The organism is Kitasatospora sp. NPDC057542 (assembly GCF_042801945.1).
GTDB lineage: Bacteria > Actinomycetota > Actinomycetes > Streptomycetales > Streptomycetaceae > Kitasatospora.
Genome location: NZ_JBHVFE010000569.1, coordinates 1 through 5,126, shown reverse-complemented (window position 1 = coordinate 5,126; position 5,126 = coordinate 1). Strand labels below are relative to the sequence as shown.

Genomic DNA, 5,126 nt, shown 5'->3' with positions numbered 1-5,126 from the left:
TGGGCGCGGACGAAGGCCCGGACGCGCTGGACCAGCGCCCGGCGCCGGCTCTCCGGCGGTACGGCGTCCTCGGCGTCGAGGTGGTGGGCGAGCAGAGCCGACACCAGGTCGAGGGCGGCGGCGCCCAGCCGGGGCGCGTCGCCGGCCCGGTAGGCGCCGGGGTCGGCGGCGATGCCGACGAGCAGTTGGACGAGCAGGGCGCCCACGCCTTCGCCCCCGGGCATCCGGTGGGCGATCAGGTCGGCCACCTTGTCCGGTGGCAGGGGCACCGCCTGCCGGGGGACGGTCAGCCAGGTCCCGTGGATCTGCCGGCGCGGATCGTCGGTGCTCACCTGGAGGGCGATGGGTCGGATGCTGTCGTACATCACCAGGTCCCGAGGGCGCCACTCGCCGTGGCCGTCGGACCTGGCCGCGGGGCCGGCGCCGGGGAACGGGAGCGAGAGGAGGTAGAACTCCGGGTCGGACGAGCGGATCAGGCGCGCCGGCCGGCGTACGGTGATCGACGGGCTCTCCATGTTCCAGAGCTGTAGCTCACCGAGCGTCAGGATGCGCAGGTCCGCCCGGAAGTCGACGGCGTTTCCCGTGCTGGCCTCGAACGGAGCGCTCCTCTCGGCGAGTCGGTGCCGCCAGTATTCGAGGCGGTCCGGCGGTGCCACGTCCTCGGTCCGGTACACCGTCTCGTCCAGCATGCCCGCCCTCCCCGACTCGTGCTTCTGGTACGGACATTGTCACAGTGCGGACGGCCTTGGTTCAGGACGAATCCCGGGGCACCCGGTGCTGCCACTCCCGGGCGAACACCACCGAGCCCGCCTCCAGTGCCCGCAGCTGCACGACGCTGATGAAGTGCTCGGCGTCGCAGCGCAGTTGGGTGCGGGTCTGGACGGTGACGTCCCAGCCGATGTCGGGCCGCTCCAGCCGGACGGTGTGGTCGGTGCGGGCCTGGGCGCTGAGCGGGGCGTCGGTGAGCACGCGGTAGGCGGTGACGGTGTGTTCGTTCAGAACCAGGCCGTCGGGGTGGGTGCGGGTGCCGTCGGTCGCGGGGGAGAGCTCGGTGCGCCACTCGCGGCGGCCGATGTCGTGCACGGTGAGGTGCTCGGGGCGGGCGGTGAGCGGCTCGGTGAGGTGGACGTCGAGCTGGTCGGGCAGCACCGGGGACTCGAAGGTGACGGGCGGGGCGCCGATGTCGGCGGCGAGGTGGCGCACCGGCAGGCTCAGCGTGGAGCGGGACGGGTCGACGCCGTACCCGGTGTCCTCCGCGGGGGGCCACACCCAGGGCCAGTAGACCGAGGAGAGGGCGAGCCGCAGCCGGTGCCCGGCCGGGACGGTGGTCGCGCAGGCGGCCAGCTCGACCTCGGCCTCCGGCCCTTCGGTGACCAGGACGCCCCGGGTGACCAGCTGCGAGGTACCGTCCGGGCCGACCGCGCACAGCCGCACCGCCACCTGGACGGGCACCCCGTCCTCGCGCAGCCGCAGCCGCAGCCGTACGGTCGGGGCGCCGAGCAGCTCGACCGGTTCGGGCAGCGGCTGGGAGTCGAAGCAGACCGAGCGGCCGTCCTCCTCGCGCTGGTCCGGCGGCTGGTCGGCGGGGCGGCCGTGCGGGACGTAGGCACCGGAGTTGAGGCCGGTGTGCTGCGGGGAGCGGACCCGGACGTACCGGTCGTCGGAGGCGGTGCCGGCGGTGCTCAGCGGCCCGTCCAGGCCGTAGTGGATCTCGCGGACGTCGGGGGAGGGCCAGGCCTCGTCGCCGGTCCAGCGGGTGCCGAGCCAACTGCGCAGGGCGGGTTCCTTGAGGGCGCTGGTGTCGGCGCCGCGCAGCCAGTGGTCCCACCAGCGCAGGGTGTCGGGCAGGGCGGCCTCGGGCAGGCCGTGCGGCCAGGGGCCGATCAGGGCGCGCGCGGTGGGGGACTCGGCGAGCAGCCGCAGCACGAAGGAGCAGGACGGGTCGCCCCAGCCGGCCACCGCGAGGGTGGGCACGGACACCGGGACGGTGCTCTCGCCGGCCGCGAGCCAGTCCTCGACGGGCGGCCGCAGTGACTCCAGCCGGTCCAGCCAGGCGGCCCGCCAGGCGTCGCCGACGTGCCGCGGGTCCGGCGGCAGGGCGGCGTCGGCGATCAGGGCGGTGAGCCGGGTGTGCAGGTCGGCGGCGAGCACGGCCCTGCCGAGCCGGTGGCCGCCCTCGGGGCAGGCGGTGACCACGGCGCCGACGGTGTCGGGGGTCCGGGCGGCGAGCCGCAGTGCGGTGGTGCCGGCCGCGCCGACGCCGAGCAGGCCGAGCCGGCCGTTGCACCAGGGGCGGCGGGCGAGCCAGTCGACCGCGGCGGCGCCGTCGGCCAGCTCCTGTGCGCCGCCGGGCTCGCCGGGGGTGCCGTCGGAGTTGCCGTGCCCGCGGGTGTCGACCCGGACGGCGGTGTAGCCGTGGCCCGCGTACCAGGGGTGGCGGCGGGCGTCCTCGGCGGCCGTCCGGTCGGTGAGGCGGCCGCCGGAGTACTCCAGCAGCGCGGGGCCGGGCCCGCCGCCGACCGGCCGCCAGAGCCGGGCGGCCAGCCGCGTGCCGTCGGGCAGCGGGATCCGCAGGTCCTCGCGGGTGGTGTGGAAGGGGTAGGACGGCATGGCCGCTCCCATCGGTCCCGGGCCGGTGAGCACCGGCGGGCCCGCGGCGCGCTCGTACGGACCGGGGGGCCGCTCCGTACGAGCGCGCCGCGGGTGCCGGTATTCCGACAGTAGGGGAGGGAGCGGCCCATTTCCTGGTGAGATGAGGGGGGCCTGGCGAGGGCGCCCCGGCGGTCAGGCCTTGCTCAGCCAGGCGGTGGCGTTGAGGGCGAGGGCGGCGTCGGTGCCCGCCGGGTCGTCCCAGCCGTTGTACAGGGTGTTGCCGGACTGGCCGGTGCCGTCGTCGACCGGGGAGCTGTCGCCCCAGATCGCGACCCGGCCGGAGCCGAAGGTGCTGGTGACGAAGAACGCGCCGGTGTTGCCGCTGTAGCCGGTCCGGTAGACCAGGCCCTTGACGTTCGGGTTGTCGGCGGGCTTGAGGGTGAAGGTGGTGCCGTTGCGCAGGATCGAGCCGGTGACGGTGCCGAAGGGGCCGTGCAGCACCGGGTCGGTCGGGGCGTCGACCGCGCGCGGGTTGTCGGTGGTGATGTTGAGCAGGTCGACCGAGAAGCCGAAGGGGTCGTTGTTGTTCACCCCGTTGCTGGTCAGCAGGTCGTTGATGATCTTCGGGGAGTCACAGCCGTCGTTGTTGCGGTCGCTGTTGACGTGGTCGGAGATCAGGAAGAGCCCGCCGCCGTTCTGGACGAACTTCATGATCGCGGTCTTCTCGCTCGTGCTGAACCGGATGTTGGGCTCCGGGATCACGAAGGTGTCGAAGTTGGCGAGGTCGAGTGCGGCACCGGTGCCGTAGCTGATGGTGGAGCCGGCCGGGAGGGTCTTCAGGCTGTACTGGCCGGTCTTCTGGAGGGCTACGCCCCAGGCGGACAGGGCGCCGGTCCAGCTCTTCTCGGTGGTGGGGTTGGCGTTCTGGGCCAGCGGGTCGGGCTGGCTGGTGCTGATGATCCAGTCGGCGTTGCCCGCGGTCTCGGCCTTGCTGTTGTCGAACAGCACCCGGTGCGGGGTGGCGCTGACCGCGGCGGCCTTGGCGGTGGTGGCGGGAGCGGCGGTGGCGGCGGGGGCGGTGAGACCGCCCGCGAGCAGCGCCGCACCGGCCAGGGTCGCGGCGGTTCGGATACGGATCGTCATGTGCCGTTCCTCCGTGGGGAGTTGATGGATCGGCGCCCGAGTTTTCGCGCGTAGAGCGAGAGTATCCGCGCGTAGAACGCGCAGTGAAAGCCCTCCGAGGTTACGAAGGCTTGTACGGGTCGTGACGATCTTCGGTGGCGGGGGGAGGTGAATCCGTAATTGCGCATGACTTGCAACTGCGTGCGTCAAGGCGGAAAGATGGCCCAGCTTCGACCGCCCGACCGAAAGGACACGACGATGACCGCCCCCCGCTGGCGCGACCGGCTCACCCGTGAGGAGTGGATCCGCCTGGCCGGAATGGGCGGCTTCATCCTCGCGCTGCACGTCATCGGCTGGTTCACCCTGCTCGCGCTGGTCGAGCCCGAGCACTACGACGTCGGCGGCCAGGTGTTCGGCGCGGGCATGGGTCTGACCGCCTACACCCTCGGGATGCGGCACGCCTTCGACGCGGACCACATCGCCGCCATCGACAACACCACCCGCAAGCTGATGGGCCAGGGCAAGCGGCCGCTGTCGGTCGGCTTCTGGTTCTCGCTCGGGCACTCCTCGATCGTCTTCGGCCTCTGCGCGCTGCTGGCCCTCGGCATCCGCTCGCTGGCCGGCCAGGTGGAGTCCGACGACTCGACGCTGCACGAGCTGACCGGCCTGATCGGCGTCACCGTCTCCGGCACCTTCCTGCTGCTGCTCGGCCTGATCAACCTGGGCGCCTTCAACGGCATCCTCAAGGTCTTCCGCCGGATGCGCGAGGGCGAGTACGACGAGGCGGAGCTGGAGCGTCAGCTGGAGCGGCGCGGGCTGATGAACCGCATCCTCGGCAGGGTCACCAGGGCCGTCACCAAGCCCTGGCACATGTACCCGGTGGGCCTGCTGTTCGGGCTGGGCTTCGACACCGCCACCGAGGTGTCCCTGCTGGTGCTGGCGGGCGGCGCGGCGGCCTTCTCGCTGCCCTGGTACGCGCTGCTCACGCTGCCGATCCTGTTCGCGGCCGGGATGAGCCTGCTGGACACCATCGACGGCTCGTTCATGAACTTCGCGTACGAGTGGGCCTTCTCCAAGCCGGTCCGCAAGATCTACTACAACCTGACCGTCACCGGGCTGTCGGTGCTGGTCGCGCTGGTGATCGGCTCGATCGAGCTGATCGGCCTGCTCGGCGAGAAGCTGGACATCACCAGTGGTCCGGTCGCCTGGATCGGCGAGCTGGACCTCAACTTCGTCGGCTACGCCATCGTCGGGCTGTTCGTGCTCACCTGGGCGGCGGCGATCGCCTACTGGAAACTCGGCAACGTCGAGGAGAAGTGGTCGGCCGGGTTGGCCTCCGCCTCCGCCTCCGCCTCGGGCGACTCCGAGTAGGACGCGCACGCAGCCGTGGGGCCGGTGACCGGGGTCTGGTC

The 5,126-nt window shown here is 72.6% G+C and carries 4 protein-coding genes; 1 reads left to right on the top strand and 3 read right to left on the bottom strand.

Annotated elements, in window-relative coordinates; translation table 11 throughout:
- The 3 genes from ACFU7Y_RS39755 to ACFU7Y_RS39745 form a co-directional block, all read right to left on the bottom strand.
- The coding region (locus tag ACFU7Y_RS39755) for an AraC family transcriptional regulator (RefSeq protein ID WP_380771283.1) at positions 1 to 689 on the bottom strand (689 nt) is incomplete at its 3' end.
- Between the two features lie 61 nt (positions 690 to 750).
- Positions 751 to 2,610: a CocE/NonD family hydrolase gene (locus tag ACFU7Y_RS39750; protein ID WP_380771282.1), complete on the bottom strand. Its 1,860-nt coding sequence runs from the start codon at positions 2,608 to 2,610 to the stop codon at positions 751 to 753.
- A gap of 174 nt (positions 2,611 to 2,784) precedes the next feature.
- On the bottom strand, positions 2,785 to 3,735 hold the full coding sequence (locus tag ACFU7Y_RS39745; protein WP_380771281.1) for a hydrolase: 951 nt from the start codon (positions 3,733 to 3,735) through the stop codon (positions 2,785 to 2,787).
- Positions 3,736 to 3,972: 237 nt separating this feature from the next.
- On the opposite strand from ACFU7Y_RS39745, the gene ACFU7Y_RS39740 reads away from it, so the two are divergent.
- Positions 3,973 to 5,085, top strand: a complete 1,113-nt coding sequence (locus tag ACFU7Y_RS39740; RefSeq protein WP_224281999.1) for a HoxN/HupN/NixA family nickel/cobalt transporter — start codon at positions 3,973 to 3,975, stop codon at positions 5,083 to 5,085.
- Positions 5,086 to 5,126: the final 41 nt, after the last annotated feature.

Excerpts from the sequence above, each read along its gene's own strand:
- ACFU7Y_RS39750 (WP_380771282.1), bottom strand. The coding sequence starts at position 2,610 with ATGCCGTCCTACCCCTTCCACACCACCCGCGAGGACCTGCGGATCCCG.
- ACFU7Y_RS39745 (WP_380771281.1), bottom strand. The coding sequence starts at position 3,735 with ATGACGATCCGTATCCGAACCGCCGCGACCCTGGCCGGTGCGGCGCTG.
- ACFU7Y_RS39740 (WP_224281999.1), top strand. The coding sequence starts at position 3,973 with ATGACCGCCCCCCGCTGGCGCGACCGGCTCACCCGTGAGGAGTGGATC.